Source organism: Lacipirellula parvula, from assembly GCF_009177095.1.
GTDB lineage: Bacteria > Planctomycetota > Planctomycetia > Pirellulales > Lacipirellulaceae > Lacipirellula > Lacipirellula parvula.
Window position 1 is genome coordinate 5,003,591 of record NZ_AP021861.1, and the last position, 22,420, is coordinate 5,026,010.

The 22,420-nt window shown below is 62.4% G+C and carries 16 protein-coding genes and 1 tRNA gene; 4 read left to right on the forward strand and 13 right to left on the reverse strand.

The features are described from left to right. Positions 1-19 precede the first annotated feature (19 nt). Positions 20-1,705, reverse strand: a complete 1,686-nt coding sequence (locus PLANPX_RS19605) for a SpoIIE family protein phosphatase (protein ID WP_152100364.1) — start codon at positions 1,703-1,705, stop codon at positions 20-22. Positions 1,706-1,894: 189 nt separating this feature from the next. Here PLANPX_RS19605 and PLANPX_RS19610 point away from each other — a divergent pair. Further along, a tRNA-Gln gene (locus tag PLANPX_RS19610) sits at positions 1,895-1,966 on the forward strand. Between the two features lie 11 nt (positions 1,967-1,977). On the opposite strand, the gene PLANPX_RS19615 is transcribed toward PLANPX_RS19610, so the two are convergent. Next, positions 1,978-2,547 (reverse strand): response regulator transcription factor, encoded by a 570-nt coding sequence (locus PLANPX_RS19615; RefSeq protein ID WP_172992196.1) that lies wholly within the window; start codon positions 2,545-2,547, stop codon positions 1,978-1,980. A 130-nt stretch (positions 2,548-2,677) separates the two neighbouring features. Here PLANPX_RS19615 and PLANPX_RS19620 point away from each other — a divergent pair, with 130 nt between their 5' ends. Further along, the gene (locus PLANPX_RS19620) at positions 2,678-3,034 is read left to right on the forward strand and encodes a hypothetical protein (RefSeq protein WP_152100366.1); all 357 of its coding nucleotides are present in this window, start codon (positions 2,678-2,680) and stop codon (positions 3,032-3,034) included. Positions 3,035-3,040: 6 nt separating this feature from the next. On the opposite strand, the gene PLANPX_RS19625 is transcribed toward PLANPX_RS19620, so the two are convergent. From PLANPX_RS19625 to PLANPX_RS19640, 4 genes are all read right to left on the reverse strand, one after another. Beyond that, positions 3,041-4,477 carry an aldehyde dehydrogenase family protein gene (locus PLANPX_RS19625; RefSeq protein WP_152100367.1) on the reverse strand — a complete coding sequence of 479 codons (1,437 nt, stop codon included), beginning with the start codon at positions 4,475-4,477 and terminating at the stop codon, positions 3,041-3,043. A gap of 68 nt (positions 4,478-4,545) precedes the next feature. Beyond that, entirely contained in the window at positions 4,546-5,931 is a 1,386-nt protein-coding gene (locus PLANPX_RS19630; protein WP_152100368.1) for a POT family MFS transporter, read from the reverse strand. Positions 5,932-6,115: 184 nt separating this feature from the next. Next, positions 6,116-7,618 (reverse strand): Gfo/Idh/MocA family protein, encoded by a 1,503-nt coding sequence (locus PLANPX_RS19635; RefSeq protein WP_172992197.1) that lies wholly within the window; start codon positions 7,616-7,618, stop codon positions 6,116-6,118. A 102-nt stretch (positions 7,619-7,720) separates the two neighbouring features. Continuing rightward, positions 7,721-9,244, reverse strand: coding sequence for an Nramp family divalent metal transporter (locus PLANPX_RS19640; protein WP_152100370.1), 1,524 nt, complete (start codon positions 9,242-9,244; stop codon positions 7,721-7,723). Positions 9,245-9,446: 202 nt separating this feature from the next. On the opposite strand from PLANPX_RS19640, the gene acnA reads away from it, so the two are divergent. Together acnA and PLANPX_RS19650 are read left to right on the forward strand one after the other, a co-directional pair. Continuing rightward, positions 9,447-12,185 (forward strand): aconitate hydratase AcnA, encoded by a 2,739-nt coding sequence (acnA, locus tag PLANPX_RS19645; RefSeq protein ID WP_152100371.1) that lies wholly within the window; start codon positions 9,447-9,449, stop codon positions 12,183-12,185. 297 nt (positions 12,186-12,482) lie between these two features. Continuing rightward, a complete protein-coding gene (locus PLANPX_RS19650; RefSeq protein ID WP_232536189.1) occupies positions 12,483-13,451 on the forward strand; it encodes a hypothetical protein in 969 nt (322 codons plus the stop codon). 128 nt (positions 13,452-13,579) lie between these two features. Here PLANPX_RS19650 and PLANPX_RS19655 read toward each other — a convergent pair whose 3' ends face one another. From PLANPX_RS19655 to coxB, 7 genes are all read right to left on the reverse strand, one after another. After that, the gene (locus PLANPX_RS19655; protein ID WP_152100373.1) at positions 13,580-16,093 is read right to left on the reverse strand and encodes an ABC transporter permease; all 2,514 of its coding nucleotides are present in this window, start codon (positions 16,091-16,093) and stop codon (positions 13,580-13,582) included. A 92-nt stretch (positions 16,094-16,185) separates the two neighbouring features. Beyond that, the gene (locus tag PLANPX_RS19660) at positions 16,186-17,004 is read right to left on the reverse strand and encodes an ABC transporter ATP-binding protein (protein ID WP_152100374.1); all 819 of its coding nucleotides are present in this window, start codon (positions 17,002-17,004) and stop codon (positions 16,186-16,188) included. Between the two features lie 335 nt (positions 17,005-17,339). Continuing rightward, positions 17,340-18,206: a DUF4189 domain-containing protein gene (locus PLANPX_RS19665; RefSeq protein ID WP_152100375.1), complete on the reverse strand. Its 867-nt coding sequence runs from the start codon at positions 18,204-18,206 to the stop codon at positions 17,340-17,342. Between the two features lie 282 nt (positions 18,207-18,488). Then, positions 18,489-18,956 carry a cytochrome C oxidase subunit IV family protein gene (locus PLANPX_RS19670; protein ID WP_152100376.1) on the reverse strand — a complete coding sequence of 156 codons (468 nt, stop codon included), beginning with the start codon at positions 18,954-18,956 and terminating at the stop codon, positions 18,489-18,491. A gap of 73 nt (positions 18,957-19,029) precedes the next feature. Further along, a complete protein-coding gene (locus PLANPX_RS19675) occupies positions 19,030-19,731 on the reverse strand; it encodes a cytochrome c oxidase subunit 3 family protein (protein ID WP_152100377.1) in 702 nt (233 codons plus the stop codon). After that, positions 19,694-21,340 carry a cytochrome c oxidase subunit I gene (ctaD, locus tag PLANPX_RS19680; protein ID WP_152100378.1) on the reverse strand — a complete coding sequence of 549 codons (1,647 nt, stop codon included), beginning with the start codon at positions 21,338-21,340 and terminating at the stop codon, positions 19,694-19,696. Before ctaD ends, PLANPX_RS19675 begins: the two co-directional genes overlap by 38 nt. Beyond that, positions 21,337-22,392, reverse strand: a complete 1,056-nt coding sequence (gene coxB, locus PLANPX_RS19685) for a cytochrome c oxidase subunit II (RefSeq protein WP_152100379.1) — start codon at positions 22,390-22,392, stop codon at positions 21,337-21,339. The genes ctaD and coxB overlap by 4 nt, the downstream gene beginning before the upstream one ends. Between the last annotated feature and the right edge of the window lie 28 nt (positions 22,393-22,420).

A 22,420-nucleotide genomic window follows, 5' to 3' on the forward strand; every position in this document is an offset into this window, starting at 1 on the left:
CGTCCAGCCTTCGCTGGCTTTACTCCCGCCCGAAGCAGACGAGGCACATGTCGTCGCTCTGGGGGAAGTCGCCGGCGAACTTGCGGACGCTGTCGAGGATGCAGGGGCCAAGGTCTTTCGGCTTGATCGTCTTGTCGGCGCAGAGTTGCGTCAGCCGCTCCATGCCATAGAGTTCGCGTTTCGAGTTCATCGCTTCGCTGAAGCCGTCGGTGAAGATCGTCAGGAAGTCGCCGGCGAGGAACTCACGCTTGTACGACTCGTACTCGTAGTCGTCGGCTACGCCAAGCGGCAGGCCGGCCTCGTCGCCGCCGATTTCGAGGACTTCGCCTTCGCCGGTCCGCAGCAGCGGTGGCATGTGGCCCGCGTTCACGAGCGTCAACTCGCACGCTTGCGGATCGACCACGGCGACGACCATCGTCACGAAGCGGTCGTCCCAGCCATGTTGCGAGAACGCGGCGTTGATCTTGGCGAGGGCCTTCGCGGGATCGGGCTCGCGTGCGAGCCAGAACCGGACGTCGCTGGAAAGCTTCGCCATCAGAATTGCGGCCGAGACGCCTTTGCCGGCGACGTCGCCGACGACCGCGGCGAAGCGGTCTTCGGGCAGTTGGATGTAATCGTAGTAGTCGCCGCCGACTTCGTAGGCAGCTTGGTAATGCTGGAAGAAGTGGTACCCGCCGACGTCGGGGGCCGCCTTTGGTAGCAGGGCCGTCTGCATTTCGCGGGCGACTTGCAAGTCGCGATGGAGAGCCTGCTGCTGCACGACTTGCTCGTGCAGCTTCGCGTTGTCGAGGGCATGAGCCGCCTGGCTCGCGACGCCGACGAGCACCTGCAGGTCGAGATCGGTAAACCGGCTCCGCTGATCGCGGGTATCAAGCTGCACGACGCCAATCGACTCGCCGTTGGAATCGACCATCGGGGCGCAGATCAGCGAGCGGATGTGGAAGTCGGCGATGCTTTGCGCCATGTTGAACCGCGCGTCGGAAGCCGCGTCGGCGGAGAGGATCGCCTTCTTCTCGTTCATTGCCCGCTCGACGATCGTGCGGCTGGGGCGGGTTTCTTCGTCGCTATCGCGGCGGGCCTTCGTCGCTACCGGCACCAGCGGGCCGCCCGGCTTGGGCCGCATGATGATGAAGCCGCGGTCGGCCTGCACGAAAATCTTGAACAGGCTGTCGAGAATCTTCGGCAGAATCTCCTTCACCTCCAGCGTGTTGCTGAGGTTGTTGGAGATTTCGATCATCGCCATCAGCTGCTGTTCAGGCTTCGCCGAGACTTGCCACGTGGCCTTCGCCTCGCGGCCGACGTCGAAGGTCGCGACAATCTCCGACGCATCCCCATCGTCCATCATCTCGGCGGCGTCGAGCGGCGAGAGCAGCGACGAACCCTCGATCGCCCCGCCGCCCAGCAGGCTCCGCGGCGCCACGTGGTGGAACTGCATGAGGACGTCGCAGATCAGAATCTGGTCGCCGTCGCGCAGCTGGGCCTGCCCGTCGATGGCGTGGCCGTTGACGATCGTGCCATTGCGACTGCCGTTGTCCTGGATGAAGTAGAGGTCTTTGTCGCGGAGGACGGCCGCATGACGGCGGCTGACGGCGGCGACGTCGAGCACAAAATCGCACTCAGGACTGCGGCCAATAACCGACTCGCGGTTGGAGATTTCGAACTGCTTGCCGACTTCTCCGCCTTGGATGATCGTGAGCGTGGCCATGGCGCGGGTTCCAATGCGGTTTTTCCCGCGGTCTTGCGGGGTTCCGCTCGATTTTAGGGGGGCTGCGCGGCGGGCGTCAACAAGCGGGCGGGGCGATGCCGCCCAAGAGGGCCTGGCGGGCCGTCGCCCCGTTCGCACTTGACGACTGCCCGCCGGGAACCTACCGTTGAGGGCTTCGCAGTAGCGTCTTGGGGCGTAGTGTAATTGGTAACACTACAGATTCTGACTCTGTCATTTAAGGTTCGAGTCCTTACGCCCCAGCTTCCGCCTCTCTAGCGTCCGTCCGTCGGCGGGCAGTGCTTGGCGGCAAAAGCAATCAACGCCTCGTGGGTGTCCAACCCCAACTTCTCTCGGCAACGGCGTAAGTGCGTGTGCACCGTCGTGAGGCCGATCTCCAATTGGTCGGCGATCGTCTGCGTCGAGTGTCCCATCCCGAGCCATTCGAGGCACTCTTGCTCGCGCTCGGTGAGTAGTTCCAAGTTCGCCGGGATGCGCACGGCGAGAACGCACACGGCCACGTCGGGTCGCAGGAGCGGCCAAACCCACACGCGGAATCGCCGGCCTGCCATGTTGGCGAGTTCGAGCGTCTGGCTTTCGCGCAACGACGACGCTCGCGCGATCGCACTTTTCGCCGGCTCGCGGTACTCAGGAGCGAGATGCTCCCAGGCGTATTCGCCGATTCGCAGTTGATCGAACGGCATGCTGCCCCAAACGGCGCGACCTTGCCAGTCGCACAGCAGCACAAATTTATCGCTGATCATCGCGCCAGGCGCCACCAGCAGGTCGTTCGACGGCGTCAGTTGCGATGACGAAGTCCGCTGCAATGGGTTCTCTTGATTCACCTGTGTGCATCTCCCAAACGATCGCGCCAGGTCTGTTTCAGACTCGGCGGAACATGCGGTTCGCCGCAGCGGTCGTCTTGATTCTAACGCCTCACGACCAAATCGCAGCATCTCCGCCGTTTAATCCCCAATGAAGTCACCCCTATTTGTGCTCAGCGAGAACATCGACTCGCTGGAGCGCCTGCGAACGGTCGTCGTCGCGGGCGGATATGAACCGAAATGCTTTGCATCCTTCGCTGAATTCCTGTCGCTGTTGCCTGGACGTCAGGCGGGATGCGTTGTCGTCAATCTGACGGGCGGAGCGGTCGACGACCCGGCGATGATCGCCGCGATACGCGAGTGCGCTCCACGATTGCAGGTGATCGTCCTCGCCACCGAGTCAGTTGAGCCGGCGTGGCGCGAGTCGGGGGCGTTCGCCATCCTGAGCAAGCCGTGCAGCAGCGAACTGCTGCTGGCGACGATCCACCGAGCGACCGCCGGCGACTAATATCGACTAGTTCTGCGGCGTACGAATGACGAGTAGCCGCGGCTCGGTCATGTCTTCCATCGCGTAGCGCACGCCCTCGCGGCCGAGGCCGCTGTCCTTCACGCCCCCGTAGGGCATGTTGTCGACGCGCCAACTCGGCACGTCGCCGATGACGACGCCGCCGACTTCGAGGCGATCCCACGCCCGCTGGATTTTGTAGATGTCGCGGGTGAAGAGGCCAGCCTGCAGACCGAAGACGCTGTCGTTCACTTCGTCGAGGGCAGCGTCGAAGTCGCTGAAGCGGTCGAGGATTGCGACGGGGCCGAACGCCTCCTTCGCACAAAGGGGCTGATCGCGCGGCACGTTTTCGAGGAGCGTCGCCTGCAGCATGGCTCCCTCGCGTTTGCCGCCGCAGAGGAGTTTGGCGCCCGCCTTCACCGAGGCTTGAATCCACTCGTCGAGTCGCTTGGCTTCGCTCTCGGCGATCATCGGGCCGATGAAAGTTTCTTCGAGTTTCGGATCGCCCATCTTGAGCGACTTGGTCGCCGCGACGAGACGCTCGCGCAGCTCATCATAAATGGAGTCATGTACCAAGATGCGTTGCACAGAGATGCAGCTTTGCCCCGATTGGTAAAACGCCCCGGTGACGAGGCGGCTCACGGCGTCAGCAACGTCGGCGTCGGCATCAACGATGCAGGCTGCGTTGCCGCCGAGTTCGAGGATCACCTTCTTCTTGCCGGCGCGGGCTTTCAGATCCCAACCGACCGACGGGGAGCCGGTGAAGCTGAGCAGCTTCAAGCGTTCGTCGATCGTGAAGAGGTCAGCGCCGTCGCGGTGGCAGGGGAGGATCGAAAAGGCGCCGGGCGGCAGATCGGTTTCGGCCAGGATCTCGCCAATAAGCAGTGCCCCGATCGGCGTGCGGCTCGCTGGCTTCAGCACAAAGGGGCAGCCGGCGGCGATCGCGGGGGCGATTTTGTGCGCCGCGAGGTTGAGCGGGAAGTTAAACGGCGAGATGAACGAGCAGGCGCCGATCGGCACACGCTTCGTCATGCCGGCGTAGCCGCGAGCGCGGGCGGAGATTTCGAGATTGAGCACCTCGCCGCCGATGCGGAGCGCCTCCGCCGCGGCGTAGTCGAACGTGTCGATCAGCCGTGCGACCTCGCCACGGCTGTCGCGGATTGGTTTGCCCGCTTCGACGCAGAGGGAGTAGGCGAGTTCGTCCTGCAGCTCGCGGAAACGCTCGACGCAGTGCTGAAGCACGGCGCGCCGTTCGTAGGGGGCGAGGCGGGCCATTGGCTCCGCAGCGGCGACGGCGGCGGCGATGCCGCGATCGATCGCCTTCGCATCGGCCTGGGCGACGCGCGTGGCGACTTGGCCGGTGAACTTGTCGATCACCTCCAAGTCGGCGTTCGGCTGCTCTGGCTTGTTGGCGAGGTAGTAGGGGTACTTGGTTTCAAGATTCATCTTGCGAATCCAAATTGTGCGTCGCAGCGTCAACCGATCTTGAGCGGACCTTCAACTTCAGTCTCTCACTAGTGAGTAGAAGCTTCTTCGCCCTGGATATAGGTTTGACCGCGGTAAAATTGAGACCAAGCAACGAAAACAACTGCTGTGGCGACCATCGCGATCGTGAACGTCCAGTAGTAATTCTCTCCCGTGAGAAAGCGATAGCCGGCTGCTTCGAACGCCTTGATTTTTCCATTCACCACCGCGGTCAGCACATTGCCGCCGGCGATGGCGACAAGCATGAAGACCCCCATCATGAACGATTTGATCTTCTGCGGCGCCTGCGTGTAAGAGAGTTCCAATACGGTGATCGACACCAGGACCTCTCCCGCGGTAATGACGATATAGGCCAGCACCTGCCAAGCAATGTGCGGATGCCCGCCGCCGTCGATCCACTTCTGAACCAACGCGCAAATCGCGAAAGATATTGCGGTGACGAATAGCCCGGCGCCAATCTTCCGCAGCGGAGTTACCGCGAAGAATCGCTCGCACGTCGGATAAATGATCGTCCCAAAGATAGGCACGAGAATCAGCACAAAGATGGAATTCACCGCTTGGAATTCCGATGGATTGAAGTCGAATCCCATCACGTTCCGATTCATCGACTTCGCTTGCTCGACCCAACGCGACTGCGTTTGATCGAACAAGCAGAAAAACATCATCGTAAAGACGAACACCGGCATCAGGTTGAAAATTGCCCGCCGGCTGTCGGGGCTGATGATTTCAGTGAAGAGTCGATTGCCGGTCGCTGGGATGTGGACGAACTCGTGACGGCCTAACCAGAAGACGAAGGTGGCGATCGCCATCAGGACGCCGGGTACCCCAAAGGCCACGCCGGGGCCGAAATTCGCAAGCAGACGCGGGGTAAGAATCATCGACCCCGCGGCGCCGAGGTTGATGGAAAAATAAAACCATTGAAAAATGCGAGGGAGAAGCTGCTTGTTCTGGCTTCCAAACTGATCGCCGACATGAGCGGAAACGCACGGCTTGATGCCGCCAGCCCCCAGCGAGAGCAAGCAGAGCGCAATGAGCAGAAGCGTTTTCGGCTCGGCGCCGGTGACCTGAGGGAAGTCGACCAATGCAAGGACCGCGTGGCCTAAACAGTACGCCAGCGAGAGCGTGATAATGGTTCGATACTTCCCGAGCAACCAATCCGAAAGAATAGCGCCAAACAAAGGCAGCGCGTAAACGCCGACCATGAACCAATGTTGCCACTCGGTCGCCGTTTCTTTGTCCATGACGGCCGGACTGCCAGCCGCACTCATTAAGTGCTCAGTCATGAAGACGTACAGAATTGCCCGCATCCCGTAGAAGCTAAACCGCTCCGCCACTTCGTTGCCGATGATGTACCCGATGCCAGGCGGCATCGTTTCGATCTGCTGGGGGGTCGTACGGTAGGCGGAGTTCGACATGGCGTGATTCGCGGTGGAGGGCAGGGGAGGGGCCGCGTGGCCAGTCTACCGCATGTGCGGCGCGATCGCAGCCTGGGTTCGAAGTTGCGGAGACGGCGATACGAAAAAACCCCCGGCTTGAAGAGCCGGGGGCTAAAATGCGTTCGGTGATGGTGAAAAATCGATCGGCGTCGATAGCGGTCGACTAACTAGCGGCCGCCGATTGCGACGCCAGTTCGCTCTCGACGTCGGGCACGACGAACGGCTTGCGATAGACGCGGGTTCGCAGCTCATTGGCCTTATCGTTGTCGACGAACTTTTCCGATTCGGGGTCGAGCGTGAGCCACTCGCCCATCGTCAGCACAGCGTCCCCGTCAACGTCGACGTCGTTTGCGCGCAGGTGGCCGAGCATCCGCTCGAACGAGTTGGAGAGCAGCTCGTTAGCGGCAAGCTGTTCGGCAATCTCGTGCGTCGGCGTCTTCGCACCGAGGCGGTACGAGACATTGCCGGTATGGCAGAGCGCGCTCGACAGGTGCCCTTCAAGCACCTCGGCGTTCAGCTTTTTCGCATCGTGAGCCGCCACGGCCTCCAACCAGTTATCGTGGTGGCCGCTGCCGCCATGCCACTCCTTTACCTTCTCGCCCTTGTTGTCGTAGGCAATGGCGTCGGAGTAGCTTGGGACGACGACGTAGCCGTTCTCGCACTGCACGACGACGCCGACGCCTGAACCGCGGAAGCGATCCATGTTGTCGCCCCAGCCCTTCGCCTGAAACTGCTTCGCGCGCGGGAGGCCGCGAACTTCGAACAGCAGCGGGGCCTTTTCGTATCCTTGCCACACGATTTGCGTGTTGGGCGTGTTGCCGGCGTCGTCGTAGCCCACTCGGCCGCCGACGCTGAAGACGCGCGGCGCGAGGCCCGACTCGCCGAGGAACCAGCGGGCGATATCCATCTGGTGGATCCCCTGGTTGCCAAGGTCGCCAGCGCCGGTGTTGAAGTCCCAATGCCAATCGTAGTGCGGGTTCTTGCCCCCCTGCGAATTTTTCTCGGGGCGATAAAACGCCACGTCGGCCGCGGGGCCGATCCAGAGATCGCGGTCGATCGTCGACGGGAACTTGAACGCGGTTTCGCTCTTGCCGATCGAGGGGCGACCCTTGTAGCAGGTGCCGAGCGCGTACTTGATCGGGCCGAGTTCGCCTTTTTGCACCCAGGCGACGGCTTCTTTCAGGCTCGGGCTCGACCGCGACTGCGTGCCGCACTGGATGATGCGGTCGAACCGCCGCGCGGCCGCCGCCAACTGGCGACCTTCCCAAATGTTGTTCGAGACAGGCTTCTCGACGTACACGTCTTTGCCAGCCTGGGCTGCGGCGATCGCGATGAGGGCGTGGGTGTGGTTCGGCGTGGCGATCGAAACGGCGTCGATGTCTTTGCGCTCGAGCAGCTTGCGGTAGTCGGAGAATTTATCGACGGTTTGGTTGTGCTTCTCTTTGAGTTCGGCGGCCTTATTGTTCAGGACCTCGGCGTCGACGTCGCACAGAGCGACCACATGCTTGCCAAGGTTGTTGATGTGCCCCGAGCCTTGGCCGCGGAAGCCGATTTGCGCGACGCGAATGTCGGCGACGTCGCTGGCGGCCGATGCGCGGCTGCTCCACACCATTCCCGCCGCAGCTGCAGCTCCGATCGCGGTTCCAATGAATTGCCGCCGTTGCATGGTCGTCGAACTCCTGTCGAATGGCCGCGAGCGATTGTGACGAGGAAGGTGCTGCGCGGAGGATGGGTCGAACATCTGCGATGCACGTTGCATCGCGTCGCGTTAGTGCGGACGCCAATGGCCATTGTGAGTCAATTCGCCGCGGGTTGCCAGCATGAGCAGGCCGTATTCTGGTTGCGATTTCGAACCTACTGCTTGCGTTTTTGCGGAGATGCTGGCTGCGGGCGGCGATTCATGCCGCTCGTTTTGCGCGGGTTTCTCATTCCGCCATTTACGAATGCCGTCTTGAGCGCCGTACAGTGCCATCACCACGATGGCTGCGATGCTCAGCCAAAGAGCGATGTCGTAGAAGCGGCTGGGGCGCAAGGCGGGGATCTCGCGACGGTAGCGGAAGACGATCGCGGCGAACACGATCACCAGCAGAATCGCCGCCGTCGCCATGCCGCCGAGCGTGACCATATAAACTGGTTCTTCGTAGGCCAGAAAGACGACCGACCATGAGATCGGAAAGAACCAGGCGAGGATGGTGATCGCGCGCCGCCGCTGGCCGGCGTTCTGAAAATCGAGCAGCCCCAACTTGCCGCCTGCGTCGGCGAAGACCCGCGTCCACGCCGCGAGTGCTGAGAAGACGGTGGAGAACAAGACGGCAAACGCCCCGAGCATAAAGATGCTACGGGCCCACTCGCCGAGGGATTCGGTATACATCAGCGTAAGCGTGTTGATGGTGGCGTAACCTTGCGGCGTTTCTCCGCGGGCATGCAGCACCGCGGCGCCCAAGATGTAGAACGCGGCCGTGACGACGGTGTAGACGACCATGGAAACGAGGGCGTCGAGGTACATCACGTTGATCCAGCCGCGAGCGCGACGTTCCCAAGCGGCGTCACCAGGCGAAGGCGGGCCGGTGCGGGCGGCGTAACCCTTCTCGATTAGCCAATAGGTGTACTGCATGATCTCGTCGCCGCCGACGCCGGTGAGGCCGAACGCCCCCATCGCAATCATCAGGTCGCTCGGCAGCTTCAATCGCAGACCTTCGACGAGGTCGCTGCTCGAAATGGCGTACTCGGTCCACTGCAGCGAGAACACACTGATGAGCGTCGTCGCCGTAAACGCGGCGACAAGCGCCACGCAAACGCGCTCGATGAAGCGGTAACTCTCGCCGCTCACCATCATCGCGGAGACGATCGCGGTGATCCAACACCACCAAAAGACGCTCACCTGCGGCAGCACGAGGTGTATGATCATCGCCACACCGCCGACGATGCCGCCCATTTGCAGCAACTTCAGCGGCTGGATCAGCAGCCAGCACCAGATCGTCCAATGAGCGCCGCGAAACGACGGGCCCGGCAGCTTGTTGAACGCCGTGAGGCAAGTCTCACCGGTGAGAATCGTGTGGCGACCGAACTGCAGCTGCAGGGCAACCTTCACGACGCAACTCGCCAGGATGATCCAGAGAGCCGTGAAGCCTGCCTTCGCCCCCAACGAGGTGGTGGCGATCAACTCGCCGGATCCGACGATCGACGCGGTGAGGACCAGCCCCGGGCCAAGAAACTTCAGCTTGTCCCGCCAACGGGTCGGCGGATCTTCGACTAGCGACGGATCGAGGGCGTAGGGATCGCGCGCAGGCATGGCGTTTGGCCGCGAGAAGAGCAGGGGAGGAAGAGTGCGAGAACGCAGGTCTCGAATCTAGGCGGCCGGGGAGCTGCCAACAAGCCGCCATGGCCCCCAAAAACAGCCCGGAAGAAGGACCAGACAGGGCCCCCCTTTCGCGATAAAATGGGGGGCTACCTCTTACCAGTTGATTCTTCGGTCCTCGGAAGGATGCGCCTCGATGGCAGCCCCCACCCTCAAGCAAGATCCCTTTCAAGCTCGCGACACCTTTGACACCGGCGCCGGTCAAGCGGGAATCTACCGGCTCTCCAAGCTCGAACAGCTTGGCCTGACCAAAGTGGCCGAACTTCCCTTCTCGATTCGCGTGCTCCTCGAATCGCTCCTCCGCAACTGCGACGGCTACGTCGTCACCGAGCAAGACGTCAAGAACCTCGCTAATTGGACCGAGAGCCGCGGCGTGCTGGCCCCCGGCAGCGACGGCGTTGAAGTTCCCTTCAAGCCCGCCCGCGTGGTGTTGCAAGACTTCACCGGCGTGCCCTGCGTCGTCGACCTCGCCGCGATGCGGACCGCCATGCAGCGTCTCGGCGGCGATCCGAAGAAGATTAATCCGCTCGTGCCGGTCGACCTCGTGATCGACCACTCGGTGCAGGTCGATTTCTTCGGCACCGGCCAGTCGCTCGACCAGAACATCGAACTCGAATTCTCTCGCAATGCCGAGCGTTACGAATTCCTCCGCTGGGGCCAAACGGCGTTCGACAACTTCCGCGTCGTGCCGCCGGGCACCGGTATCGTCCACCAGGTGAACCTTGAGTACTTGGCCAAGGGCGTGTTCATCGGCCAAGACCATGCCGGCAACGTCGCCTATCCCGATTCGCTTGTCGGCACCGACAGCCATACGACGATGATCGACGGCCTCGGCGTCGTTGGTTGGGGCGTCGGCGGCATCGAGGCCGAAGGCGTCATGCTCGGCCAGCCGATCTACATGCTCATGCCCGAAGTCGTCGGCATGAAGCTCACCGGCTCGCTGCCGCCAGGGGCGACCGCGACCGATCTCGTGCTGATGGTCACCCAACAGCTCCGTAAGCATGGCGTGGTGAATAAGTTCGTCGAGTTCTACGGCAGCGGCGTTTCGACGATGTCGCTGGCCGATCGGGCGACAATCGCCAACATGTCGCCCGAATACGGCGCCACGATGGGCTTCTTCCCGATCGACAACGAAACGCTGCGCTACCTCGAACGGACAGGGCGCACGCCGTCGGAAGTGCAACTCGTCGAGCGTTACGCCAAGGAGCAGGGGCTGTTCCGCACCGACGATTCGCCGTCGCCGGTCTTCACCTCGACGGTCGAACTCGACCTCTCGACGGTCGAGCCGAGCCTCGCCGGGCCGAAGCGGCCGCAAGATCGGATTCCGCTCGCGTCGATGAAGTCGGCCTGGTCGCGCGACCTCGTCGAAACCTACAAGAAGCCGGCACCGAACGGTCATGCCACCAGCGTCGACGTGCAACTCGACGGTAAGACCTTCCCCGTGGAGCATGGCAGCGTCGTCATTGCGGCGATTACCAGCTGCACGAACACGAGCAACCCGTCGGTGATGATCGCCGCCGGCCTCGTGGCGAAGAAGGCCGTTGAGCACGGCCTCACCGTGCCGCCGCATGTGAAGACGAGTCTCGCCCCCGGCAGCCGGGTGGTGACCGACTACTTCGAGAAGGCTGGCCTCGATACCTACCTCGACAAAATCGGCTTCAACACGGTCGGCTACGGCTGCACCACCTGCATCGGCAACAGCGGTCCGCTGCCCGATCCGATTGCCAACGCCGTCCAGTCGAACGACCTCGTCGTCTCGGGCGTTCTGTCGGGCAACCGGAACTTTGAAGGCCGTATCAATCCCCACGTGAAGGCGAACTACCTCGCCAGCCCGCCGCTAGTGGTGGCATACGCCCTCGCTGGAACGACCGACGTCGACATGGCGACCGAGCCGCTCGGCACGGGCACCGGCGGCAAGGCGGTTTACCTCCGCGACATTTGGCCGACCCACGCCGAAGTGAAGTCGGTCGTCGACGCGAGCGTGCTGCCGGAGATGTTCCAGAAGCAGTACGACAACGTCTGGCAGAAGAACCCCAAGTGGAACGCCATCCAAGTCACCGGCGGCGAGCTCTACGAGTGGGACCCCAAGAGCACCTACATCCAGGAGCCGCCGTTCCTGGTCGATCTCACCCCCGAAGTCAGCCCGATCAAGTCGATCACCGGCGCCCGCTGCTTGGCGGCGCTCGGCGATTCGGTAACGACCGACCACATCTCGCCTGCCGGTTCGATCGCCAAGGCGAGCCCGGCCGGCAAGTTCCTGGTTGAGAACGGCGTCGAGCCGATCGACTTCAACAGCTACGGCGCCCGCCGCGGCAACGATCGCGTGATGACCCGCGGCACTTTTGCGAACATCCGCATTCGCAACCACATGGCCCCCGGCACCGAGGGCGGCGTCACGCGTCACCTGCCGGATGGCGAAGTGCTCAGCATCTACGATGCGGCGATGAAGTACAAAACCGAGGGGACGCCGCTGGTGATCCTCGCCGGCGCCGAGTACGGCACCGGTTCGAGCCGCGACTGGGCCGCCAAGGGAACGTTCCTGATGGGCGTTCGGGCGGTGATCGCCACGAGCTACGAGCGGATCCACCGCAGCAACCTCGTCGGCATGGGCGTGCTGCCGCTGGAACTGCCGGCCGGCACGTCGTGGCAGTCGCTGGGGCTCACGGGCGAAGAGATCTTCGACTTCCCCGAACTGAACGACGACCTCAAGCCGCGGCAAACGATGAACGTCGTCGCCCACCGCAAGCTGGGGACCGACGGCGAGACGACCCTCACCTTCCCGGTAACGGTCCGCATCGACACGCCGGTGGAACTCGACTACTACCGCAACGGCGGCATTCTGCACACGGTGACGCGGAAGCTGCTGAAGGGGTAGGAGTTGAGAGGCGCTAGATGTTGGGCGCTAGTTCGAAGTAAAGAGATTAACGAGCGATCCTGGAGCGAGTCTCCAGGATCGCTTTTTTATGCCCCAGTCGCGCGTTTGTTGATAATTCGGTGAAGAAGATTTAACCACGAAACACACGAAAGGACACTAAAAACGTTCAACACATGTTAAGTCTCCCGCATTCCTCTGCGTTTCTGCGCCTCTGCGAGAGACTTCTTCGCAACGCCCGAAAAGACTCCATAGCAGCTGCTACAATAGTTCTTTTCACGGCATGCGGAGCGAAGAGAAGTGCAAGCGTTGACGACGCTCTTGTTGGCGGTCCATTTGCTGGCGATGAATGTCGCGTCGACCGCGCCGCTTGCCGGGGCATGGTTGAGGCGGCGGAGCTCGCGGCTGCCGAATGATGAAGGGGAACGCCGCGAGCGCCTGGAACGCGGCGCGCAACGAGCCCTCGCCGCTTCTATCGGCGCCCTTGCAATCGGAGCCCTCGTCGGCGGGGCAATGCTCCTTGCGCCGAGCGCAGGCATGCGTGCAGCACTCGCGCGATTTCCTGAAAACACTTATTGGTTCGCCGGGGCTGAGATTCTGGTCTCGCTTGGCAGCCTCAGCGCCGCTTGGCGACTGACGCGCTGGCCCAAGATGACTTGGTTCCTCGCGATTTTTGCAACGAGCAACCTCGTCTACCACTTCCCGCCGCTGATGGGCGTCATCGGCGAACTTGCAGCCAACGCCGATTGGACCGACGTGCAGGTCATCGATCGCGCCGCGCTGCTCAAGCTTTGGCAGCGGCCGGAGATCCTCTCGCTGTGGGCCCACTTCGCCCTCGCATCGGTCGCCGTGGGTTGCACGGCGGTGCTCGCGCTCGCCGGCATTCGCCCCGTCAGCGACAGTGAAGCTGATGCGACTACTGGCGACGAAGACCTCACCACGCGACGATTGGCGGCCTGGGCTCTGGGCGCGACCTTGCTGCAGATCCCGGTCGGCATCTGGCTGCTGCTCGCCAGCGACGAAGCCGCGCAGCAGTCGATGATGGGCGAGAATTGGCTGGCCACCATCGGCCTGGCGGGGGGCGTGTGGGTCGCCCTCGGCGTGATGCAGTCGCTCGCCGCGCTCGCGTGGGGCGGCAGCGACCGCCGGCAAACCTACCGTGCGTGCGCGTTGTTAGTACTCACCGTGCTGCTGATGTCGATGACGCTACGAACCAGTCGCCAAACAGGCGAATCGCCTCCAAGTGAGCCGATCGCATCTCGGCCTTAATTGTTTTTCTGTCTGGCTCCCTCCCCTTGGCGGGGAGGGTTGGGGAGGGGGGATGATGCCTGGCGCCCGCTGCCGTCACCCCTCCCTAGCCCTCCCCCTCAAGGGGAGGGAACCTCAAGAACATAATCTCATCGCACCCGCAACATCCCGCCCAGCGGCACGCGTGACGCCCGTTCCGCTGGCGCCCACGCGGCAATCACAATCGTCAGCAACCCGGCGAAGAAGGCTCCGAACGTCAGCGATGGGTGGAACTGGAAGTCTATGATGCGCCCCGTCACGGAGTAGGTCGCCAAGTTGATGAGGTACGCGATGCCCATGCCGGTGATCACCGCTGGCGCCATCGCCATCACCGCGACGATCAACGCCTGGGCGAAGATGATCTTCCGAATCTGGGCTCGCGTGGCGGCGACGACTCGCAACAGCCCGAACTCAAAGGTTTGCTCCAGCACGCTGATCATCAGCGTGTTGACCACGCCGAAGGTCGCCACCAACAACCCGAGCGCCACCAAGCCCCACAAGCCGGCGTCGACGCCCGCCATCATGCCCTCGATCTGAGTTTGCAATTCGGAGAACGACTGCAAAATCAGACCCTTGTCTTGCACGAGATCTAGAAGATCTCGCCGCACCGTTTCGATTTTCTCGCGGTCGGCTTTGACGACGTACACGTCGACGCCGCCGATATCGAGTTGCTTCTCCGCCGTGCCGCGGTCCATGTAGACCGTCAGGCCGCCCGCTTGGTAGTCAGTGACGATCGCGGCAATGCGGAACGGCTTGATTCCCTCGTCTGTTTCGAGCGGCAGCGAATCGCCGACGTTCAGGTTCGTACGTTGCGAAAGAACCGAACCGATGACGACTTCGCCGTCGGCCATTTGCTGGCGAATTTTCGATTCGTCGCCACGGACGACGTCGAACTGCTGCAACGAATCGTCGTCGAATCCGCGGACGATCAAGATGACGTTTTCATTTTTGGCCTTCGCACTAATGAGACGGATCGAGTCGATGCCTTCGACGCCGTCGACCTCCAGAATTTCGTCGCCTAGGCCGTCCGGCAAGTCGGCGGCCAAGCCGGTCGCCATGTCGGGCATCGTCGCGCGGATGAAAAAGTCGGCGATCAGCGTTTTGTTGTACCAGTCTTTCACGTCTTGGACGTTGTCGAGCACTGTGCTGGCGAGGCCGATGGCCGCGCTCGCGGCGATGAACACGACGCCGACGGTGAGCGTCGTGCGCGAACGGTGGATCAACAGCTGCCGGCTCGCGATGCGACCTTCAACGCGCATCCGCGGCGGCAGGATCGCGGCGACGGTGCGCGTAATCGTCGGTAGCGCGGCGGGTAAAATGAGCACCAATCCAACGAGGCCCAGCACGCCTGCGTAAACGGCGACGCTGCTGGGAAGGAACCCGGTGATGCTGAGCGCGAGCAAAACGCCGCAGACAAACACAGTGAAAAAGCCGAGGAAGACTAACCAGCGCGACCCGCCTTCGATTTCATCCGGCAGCACGTCGCGGAGGGCGTCGAGCGGATTGAGCCGCGATGCCTTCAGCGCCGGCACAATAGCGCCTAGCAGCGACATGCCGACGCCGAACACAGCCGCCAGCAGGAACGGCTCCATATCAAGGTGGAGCGGGGGAAGCGTCGTTCCGTACATCGCTCCCATCGCCATGCTGAGGTAACGCGCGATGAGCACGCCGATGACCGAACCGACGATCGTGCCGACGACGCCCATGACGAACGCTTCGCTCATTACCAGCGCCGCAATCTGGCCGCGCGCGCCGCCAATCGCTCGCAGGATGCCAAGTTGGCGGCGGCGTTGGGTGACGCTGATGAGGAAGGTGTTCGTGATGACGAACACGGCGACGAGCAGAATGAACGCCCGCGCCATAAACAGCGCCTGGTTGGTCGATAGAACCGTCGCTTTGGCCATTTCGCTGCGGCCCGTCGGCAGGCGCAACTCGGCGTTGTTTGGCAGGCGCGATTCAATCTCTTTCTTCACCAGCGCCTCGTCGGCGTCCTTGTCCAACACAATCTGAATCGTGTCGAGTTGCCCCTTAGCACGGAACCAGACCTGCCCGCCACGCAGGGGGATCAGCAGTCCGGCGCCTTGAGCCGACATCGTCGACGTATTCGACGCGAACAAGCCGACAATCTTCAGCGGAATCATCCCGCTGCGGGTAAGGAGCCCGACCTCATCGCCAACTTTGACGCCGAGGCTCTCAGCGAGGAGCTTGCTCAATAGGGCCCCTTTGGAATCGGTCAGCGGCTTTCCGGCGACGATTTTGTACTCATGAACCTTCGCGTCTCGCTGCAAATCGATCGCCGCGGCGACGAGTTGGACGCGGTCTTTTTCCTTGACGATCATGATCGCCGGCCGCTGCAGCCGCGGGGCGATCGCCTCGACTCCCCGAATGCCGGCGACGTCGGCCGCAACGGATGCCGGAATGGCCTGGCCGATCGGGGCGACGATTTCCAGCGAAGCGCGACCTGCGAGCGATTGGAAGATTTCGTCGAACGCGGTTTGCGTAGAACGCGTCGTAAACGTCACCGCCACGAACGCCGCCACGCCAATGGCGACGCTCGCCATCGTGAGGATCGCGCGCCCAGGATGCTGACGGGCTTCACGCAGACCTAAGCGTTTGTAAATCATGGCGGGGCGAAACGCGGGAAGATGGGAGGGCGTATGGAAAAACAGGACGCAGGACGCTCCCAAACTGGAAGCGTCGGCGTCGGAGCTAACGTCTACTTACGGCGTTTCGTGGTCTTCTTTTTCGGCGTCTGCGGCGCGGGCTTCGAGCCCGTTTGCCCAATCGCCGATTTGGCGGCCGGCACCACCGACATCGGCGCCGGAACGGCGGCGATCGCGCTCGGGCGATAATCGCTGGCGATCAACCCGTCGCGCATCCGCAGCACGCGATCTGCCGCGGCGGCGATTTCATTGTCGTGCGTCACCATGACAACCGTCTGGCCATGTTCGCCGACGAGTTCGCGCAGTAGCTTCATCACCTGCTCGCCGCCAGTGGTGTCGAGGTTGCCGGTCGGCTCGTCGGCCAGCAGGATCGTTGGATTAGTGACTAGCGCGCGAGCGACGGCGACGCGCTGCTGCTCGCCGCCAGACATCTGGCTCGGCAGATGATCAACCCGCTTGCCAAGGCCGACTTGTTCGAGTCCCACGCGGGCGCGTTCATGGGCCTCGCGCTGCGACACCCCGTCGAGTTCCAAAGGAAGGGCCGCGTTCTCCAATGCCGAGAGCGTCGGCATTAGGTTGAACGCTTGAAAGACGAACCCGATCTGCCGCCGGCGGAGGAGGGTCCGCTCGTAATCGCTGAGCGTAGCGACGTCGATGCCGCCGATCAGGACTTGGCCCGAGGTCGGCGTATCGATGGCGCCGAGCATGCTCAGCAAGCTGCTTTTACCGCATCCCGAGGGACCGACGATCGCCGTCAATTCGCCTGAGTGGATCGAGACGGTCACTCCGCGAACGGCTTGGACCGCCGCTTCGCCCGAGGCGAACGACTTCTTGACCTGACGAGTTTCAGCGGCGGCAATGGCAGGCGGCATGGTGGATCCGAGGCGGAAAGTTGCGCGACGGCGGCAACAATCGAGCCGCACGCCAAGCCACTCAATTTAGCAAGGATCATGCCGGTTTAGCAGGGATGGAGCGGCTGGGTGGGATTGCCGTAAGGCATTGCGGGGCGTCCGACCGTGGAGATGTGCGCTCTGCGGGGTTTGGCGAAGGCTCTGTAGCGATGTTGCGGGACTCAGAGCGGCGCTGCGTCCGCTCCCGGCTTGCCGCAATCCACGGTGATAATGGCACGGAACCGGGGCTGGTGCGCCGTCCAAATATATCCCTGAAGGCGCACCACCCGGCTCCTGCACGGTAGCGATCGCCAACTTCAGTTGCCGGCCGGCAAGATCGGCCCCTCAGTCGTCGTCGAGACCGGTGCGGCGACTGGCTTCGCGGCGGTCTTTGCCTTCGGCTCGCCCGCGGCGTGGATCGCCAACGTGACTTGGCACTTCCCGTCGCTGCACAGCTTCTGGGCTTGTTCCAGCGCCGCCCGTTCGGCGATCTCACGCGTGGCGCCAGGAGCAAATCCAGCGACGCCGGGGCGCCCTTCGACGGTGGCAACGGCGACCCACTCGGGCCCCCACATATAGACCTTCGCGTCCTCTGAGGCGCACTCTTTCAGCGCGAGTTGATGGGCTTCTTTCTTCGATTTGGCGACTCCGGCCGTCGAACCAACTCGGCCCGTTTTGGGCGAGTAGGCGATCGCGGCGACGTACCCCGCCCGCCGTGCGGCAACGAGTTCAGGATCCCCGTCTCGCTTGAGCAATTGCCGCGGCCGCGCGCCGCTGCTGTGCGTACACAAGGCGACGCTGCATGGAACGCCGTGCGCTCGCTTTGCACATTCATCGAGCGCCTTCTCCTGAGCTTCCTCGGCGGTTTTACCGCGGCCGAAGCCGGCGGCGCCGGTCAGCCCGTCGGCAGTGGCGATCGCCACCCATTGGTCTTGCGCCCACATCCAGACCTTGGCGTCGGGAGCGCCGCACGCACGGAGAGCGAGCGACTTCGCGGCTTGCTCAGTGCGCGCCTGTCGAGCGGAGTGCCCGACCTTGCCCGTTTCTTGAGAGTAGGCGATCGCGGCGACGTACCCTGATTGCGCTTGCGCGGCTTGCGGGGCGATTGCCACGGAAGCGAGCAAACCGATTAACGAGAACGAGAGGGGCGCGACGAAACGCGCGCAGCGGCTAGCATGCGACATGAAGAATGCTCCACGGACGAGGAAAAGAGAGTCGGGAGACGGTCTGAAAAGGAGAAGAGAATGCCAGACGCCCGCTATGATAAGCCCGATAACGGTGGGGGGCAATCAGCACCGCTCCGCGAAGGCATAGGCAGAAGACTGCCCCGCGAATCACGCGAATCTGCGCGAATGAAAGAACGGGGTTCAAGTCGAACGAATTTGCGAAAATTCGTTTGATTCGGGGCTAATTCAGCGATTTCTGCTGATGGGTGGCGTGGTGGAAACGCCCCCGCGAGACTATTCCTAGTCCGCGTTGGCCGCATCGGCCGCGGCCTCTTCGTGAGCTTCGTCGGCATGAGCGGCGGCGCCATGCCCCTCATCCGCGTGCCCTTCGTGGCCATGAGGGGCATGCACTGCGTTTTCCGACAATGGGACCAACTCACGATAGGTCGGCAACGCCATGTCCGCCGGGGCGCGAGTCGGAAGCCACGAGCGAGTCAGATAGTCGGCCATCATCAGGCTCAGCATGATCGACAGCCAGATCAGTCCCGCGAACACCGCAATCCACGTGAGCCGCGGCGAGTTCAATACGTGCATGAAGATTAGCACGACGAGGATTGCCTTCGTGAAGGCAATCGTCAGCGCAACGACGAGGTTCCAATTCCCCAACGGCACGAACGCCACCGCCACCGTCGCCAGCAAGCCGACCATCAGCAAGGCGTAGACGAGGAAGTAAGCGCCGAGGCCAGTATGTTCGTCTGCGTTGGACATGACACTGTGGGATAGGTCGGAGGTTAGTGGTCGAAGGCCAGGGCAATCGCTGGTTGCTGAATCTGAACGTTGCTCACAACGCCGGCGGCGAGGTAATCGCGCGATCGACCAAATACAGCAGCGGGAACAGGAAAATCCAAACCAAGTCGACGAAGTGCCAGTAGAGGCCAATCACTTCGACGGCCAACGAATTGCCGTCGCGGTATTCGTTGCGGAAGGCCGCCGGGATGTACAGCGCCATCAAGACGACGCCGATGATCATGTGCAGCGCGTGGATGCCGGTCATGCCGAAGTAAAGGCCGAAGAAAATCTTCGTCGGCCCCGGATCTTCGCCCGCCCAGTCGAACGGCAGGTTAAGCAGCGGCGCCAAGTTGTGATGGAACTTGGTGTAGTACTCGAACATCTTGATGCCGAGGAACGCCGTGCCGAGCACGATCGTCGAGATCAACATCCAGCCGACCTTGCGGCTCTCGCCGGTATGGGCGTAGCGCACGCCGAGCGCGACCGTGAGGCTGCTCGTCAGCAGGATGAACGTGTTGAATGTTCCCAGGTACGGATCAAGCGTGTTGCTCGCGTGAGCAAACGCCATCGGGTACTGCCACCGGTAGATCATGTAGACGGCGATCGCGCCGCCGAAGAACATGACTTCGGAGACCAGGAACGCCCACATCCCCAGGACGCAGGCGTCGTACTGTTGATTCCAGTCGTCGAAGTGATGCGCGACGACCGGGCCTTTTTTAACCGTGGGCGTCGGCAGGGTTGCGGTGGTACTCATATGCCTCGAAATCGACGATGGGGGTTTCGGTGAAGTTCTCGGTCGGCGGAGGGGAGGGGGTCATCCACTCCAGACCAACGGCGTTCCAAGGATTGGCCGAGGCCTTCTCGCCGTACTTCAGCGACCAAATCAGGTAGGTAATCGGGAACAGGTAGGCGATGCCGAGAATCGAGGCGCCGGCTGACGACATGACGTTCAGCACTTGAAAGCCTTCGTCGTAAACGTGGTACCGCCGCGGCATGCCGAGGTAGCCGAGGATGAACTGCGGGAAGAACGTCAGATTGAACCCGACGAACACCAGCACTGCCGAGAAGCGGGCCCAACCCTCAGGGTACATGCGGCCGGTCATCTTCGGCCACCAGTAGTGGATGCCGCCGAGGTAGGCCATCACCGTGCCGCCGACCATCACGTAGTGGAAGTGCGCGACGACAAAGTAGGTGTCGTGCACGTGGACGTCGACGCCGAGCGTGGCGAGGAACAAACCGGTCAGACCGCCGATCGTGAACAGGCCCAAGAAGCCCAACGCATAGAGCAGCGGCGTGTGGAAGGTGATCTCGCCCCGCCACAGCGTGAGGGCCCAGTTGAAAACTTTGATCGCTGACGGAATCGCGATCAGCATGCTAAGGACCGAGAACACCATGCCGGCGTACAAGCTTTGGCCCGAGACGAACATGTGATGGCCCCAGACCAAGAAGCCGAGGACCGCGATCGCGAGGCTCGCGAACGCGACCAGCTTGTAGCCGAAGACGCGGTTCCGTGAGAACGCGGCAACCAGTTCGCTGATCACGCCCATCGCCGGCAGCACCATGATGTACACGGCCGGGTGGGAGTAGAACCAGAATAAGTGCTGGAACAACACCGGATCGCCGCCGAGGCGGGGGTCAAAAATGCCGATGCCGAGGCCGCGTTCCAGAGCGACGAGCAAGATCGTGATCGCCAGCACGGGCGTGCCGAGCACCATGATCAACGCCGTGGCGTAGTTGGCCCAGATGAACAGCGGCAGCCGGAACCAGGTCATGCCCGGGCAGCGCATCTTGTGGACGGTGACGATGAAATTCAGACCGGTGAGAATCGACGAGAAGCCGGTAATAAAAATACCGACTGCCGTAGCCATCACGTACGTGTTGCTGTAGGTACTGCTGTACGGCGTGTAGAAGGTCCAACCGGTGTCGACGCCGCCGGAGATGGTGACGTAGAGCGTGAAGCACCCGCCGATCATGAACAGGTACCAGCTCATCAAGTTGAGCTTGGGAAACGCCATATCGCGCGCGCCGATCATGATCGGCACGAGGAAGTTCCCTAGTACGCCCGGAATGCCGGGGACCAGGAAGAAGAAGATCATGATGATGCCGTGCAGCGTGAAGAGCTTGTTGTAAGTCTCCGCTTCTACGAGATCGCCCTGCGGCGTCATCAGTTCCAGACGGAAGACGACAGCCGCCGCTCCGCCAAGGAGAAAGAAAAAGCTAATGCCGGCAAGGTACAGCAAGCCAATCCGCTTGTGGTCGACGGTAAGCAACCACGAACGGACCGTCCACGCGGCATTGAGGTAGTTCTTCGGCTCGTGCTGAGGCAGCGCGGCGCCTGTTGTCGATGCGATCTCGCCGGTCATGGCGTGTTACCTTCAGTCTCGTTAGCTGCGTTGTCTTGCGAGGCGGGAGCGGCTGGCTCCGCGACAGGAGTTGCGGGTTGGCCACCCGCAGCGGCCGCCGCCGACGACGTCGCGGCAGGCGCTCCCAGCGTTTTGATGTAAGCGATCAGGTGCATGACTCCCTCTTCGCTGATCTGGCCTTCATACGTCGGCATGATCTGCTGGTAGCCGGCCACCTGCTTTTGAGCGGGGCGGAGGATCGACTCGCGGATGTACGTTTCGTCGGCGGCGACCGTCTGGCCGCCTGCGAGCGGCACACGGCTCTGGAACAAACCCTCAAGCGTCGGGCCGCGGGCGCCTTCTTCGTTCGCGGGGCGATGACAGGTGCCGCACTGATACTGCTCGAACAACTTGCGGCCCGTTTCGGCCGGCGGTTCGTCGCTGGCAGCGTCGCCGCTCATCCAGCGAGCGAAGTCGTCGGGCGATTGAACGATCACTCTGCCGATCATCCGGCTATGGTTCGTGCCGCAATACTCGGCACAGTACAGACGATACTCGCCCGGCTCGGTCGCTTCGAACCAAGTCGAGGTGTAGCGCCCCGGCAGCACGTCTTGCTTCGTCCGGAACGCCGGCACGAAGAAGCTGTGAATCACATCCTGGCTGACCATCGTCAGCTTCACCGGCTGGCCGGTCGGAATGTGGAGCGTGTCGATCTCGCGGCGGCCGTCGGCGTGCTGGAACTTCCACATCCACTGCTTGGCGACGACGGTGATCGGCATCGCATGTTCCGGAGCGCGGAACAGGAAGAAGCAAACCTTGGCGCCCCACAGGAAGATCCCCATCAAGATGGGGAACGAAATCGCCATCGCCATGAATTCGATCGTGTTGCCATGGTCGACGTACTCGCGATTAACCTTGTTCGCGCGGCGATAGTGAATCGCCAAGTAGGTGATGAGCCCGGCGACAAACGCCGACAGCACGACCGACAGCACGACGAGGAACAGGTAGAGCGCGTCGACCTGACCGGCGGCAGTGGAAGCGGCGTCGGGGAATATTTGGAATTCAGTATTCATTCCAGAATCCCCCCTCCGGAAGGAAGGG